Annotated in this window: 3 protein-coding genes; all 3 read left to right on the top strand. The window is 67.6% G+C overall.

What is annotated here, in order from left to right; all coding sequences use genetic code 11:
• Positions 1-320 (top strand): tripartite tricarboxylate transporter substrate-binding protein (locus J7E68_RS05770; protein ID WP_251048685.1); only part of this gene is annotated, 320 nt, incomplete at its 5' end.
• Between the two features lie 105 nt (positions 321-425).
• Positions 426-962: a tripartite tricarboxylate transporter TctB family protein gene (locus tag J7E68_RS05765; RefSeq protein WP_215170697.1), complete on the top strand. Its 537-nt coding sequence runs from the start codon at positions 426-428 to the stop codon at positions 960-962.
• Positions 959-1588 (top strand): tripartite tricarboxylate transporter permease (locus tag J7E68_RS05760; RefSeq protein WP_215170695.1); only part of this gene is annotated, 630 nt, incomplete at its 3' end. The genes J7E68_RS05765 and J7E68_RS05760, both read left to right, overlap by 4 nt.

Here is a 1588-nt window from a genome sequence, read left to right as displayed (position 1 = left end):
CGCTCGCCCAGGGCGAGGCCGTGCGCATCCTCGCCGTCATGAACGACGAGCGCCACCCCGACGCCGAGGACGTGCCGACAGTCGACGAGTCGATCGGCGAAGACGTGGTCTTCGGCGGATGGGGCGGCATCTACGCCCCCAAGGGTCTGCCGGACGACGTCAAGAGCGAGCTCGAGGCCGCCGTCAAGGAGGCCGTCGAGTCCGACACCTACCAGCAGTTCCAGAAGGACGCGGGCAACCTCGTGGTCTACCGCGACTCGGCCGAATGGACGACGTTCGTCGACGAGCAGTTCGATCTGTTCAAGGACCTCCTGGGCTGATCGGCTCGGAATGCGGGGCCGGCGTCGTCGCCGGCCCCGCAGCATCCCCGCCGCCACCCGGACGCCGCCACCCGACGCCGCCACCCAGATCAGGGAAGGAGCACCATGTCCCACGCCGATGCCACACCGTCGGTCGAGCACGACGACCACCAGGGCGCCCCCGCGTCACGACCGCTCGAGATCGCCTTCGGGGTCGTCGCCCTCGCATTCAGTGCCGGGTACCTCTTCCTGGCGACTCAGATCCCGCTGCGCCGCGAAGCCCTCCCCGGACAGATCGACGCGCGCTTCTGGCCCATGGTCATCGCGGTCACGGCCGTCGTCGTCTCGATCGCCGTCCTGGCGATGGCGATCACGCGTCCGGCCCCGGGGCGCGAGGATCTCGAGCGCATCCAGCCCGGCGGCACGACCCGCGTCATCCTCACCCTCGTGATCACCGGCGCCTTCATCGCGGTGTGGTCGCTGGGATCCGTCATCCTCTTCGGCTACCGCATCGAGGTCTTCCCGATTGCCGCCGCCCTGCTGATGGCGACCCTCATGCTCCTCTACGGCCACCGCCGCTGGCTGAGCCTGATCATCTACTCGGTCTCCGTCACGGCGTTCGTCTACGTCGTGTTCGGGATGCTCCTGAGGATTCCCCTGTGAACGCGCTCATGGAGGGGCTGAACTCGCTCCTCGACATCTCGATCCTGCTCTACATGCTCGTCGGGCTCCTGCTCGGCTTCATGGTCGGAGCCTTCCCCGGCATCACCGCGACCATGGCGGTCGCGCTCGCCGCCGGTTTCACGCTGACCCTCGAGCCCGTGCAGGGCCTCGCCGTGCTGCTGACGATCTACGTCGCAGCCAACTTCGGCGACCGGGTGCCGTCGATCCTCATCAACACGCCGGGCACACCCGCCTCGATCGCGACGACTCTCGACGGCTATCCGATGGCGAAACAGGGGCGGGCAGGTCTCGCGCTCACGATCTCGGCGATCGTCTCGGCCGTCGGCATCCTCGCCTCGCTCGTGCTCTTCGCGGTCGCCGCCGTGCCGATCGCCAGCTTCGCCCGCGACTACTTCAAGTCGCCCGAGCTGTTCGCGCTGGTCATCTTCGGCATCTCGATCATGATCGGCATCTCGTCGAAGTCGATGCTCAAGGGCATCCTCGCCGGTCTCTTCGGCCTCATGCTCGGCACCGTCGGAACCTACGCCGCCACGGCGGATCAGCGATTCACGTTCGGGGTGCTCGAACTCGTCGAGGGCGTGAACTTCATCGCCGTGATCATCGGC

Source organism: Microbacterium sp. ISL-103, from assembly GCF_018613995.1.
Taxonomy (GTDB): domain Bacteria; phylum Actinomycetota; class Actinomycetes; order Actinomycetales; family Microbacteriaceae; genus Microbacterium.
The sequence above is the reverse complement of the archived record's forward strand: the minus strand, read 5'-3'. Positions and strand labels throughout refer to the sequence as shown.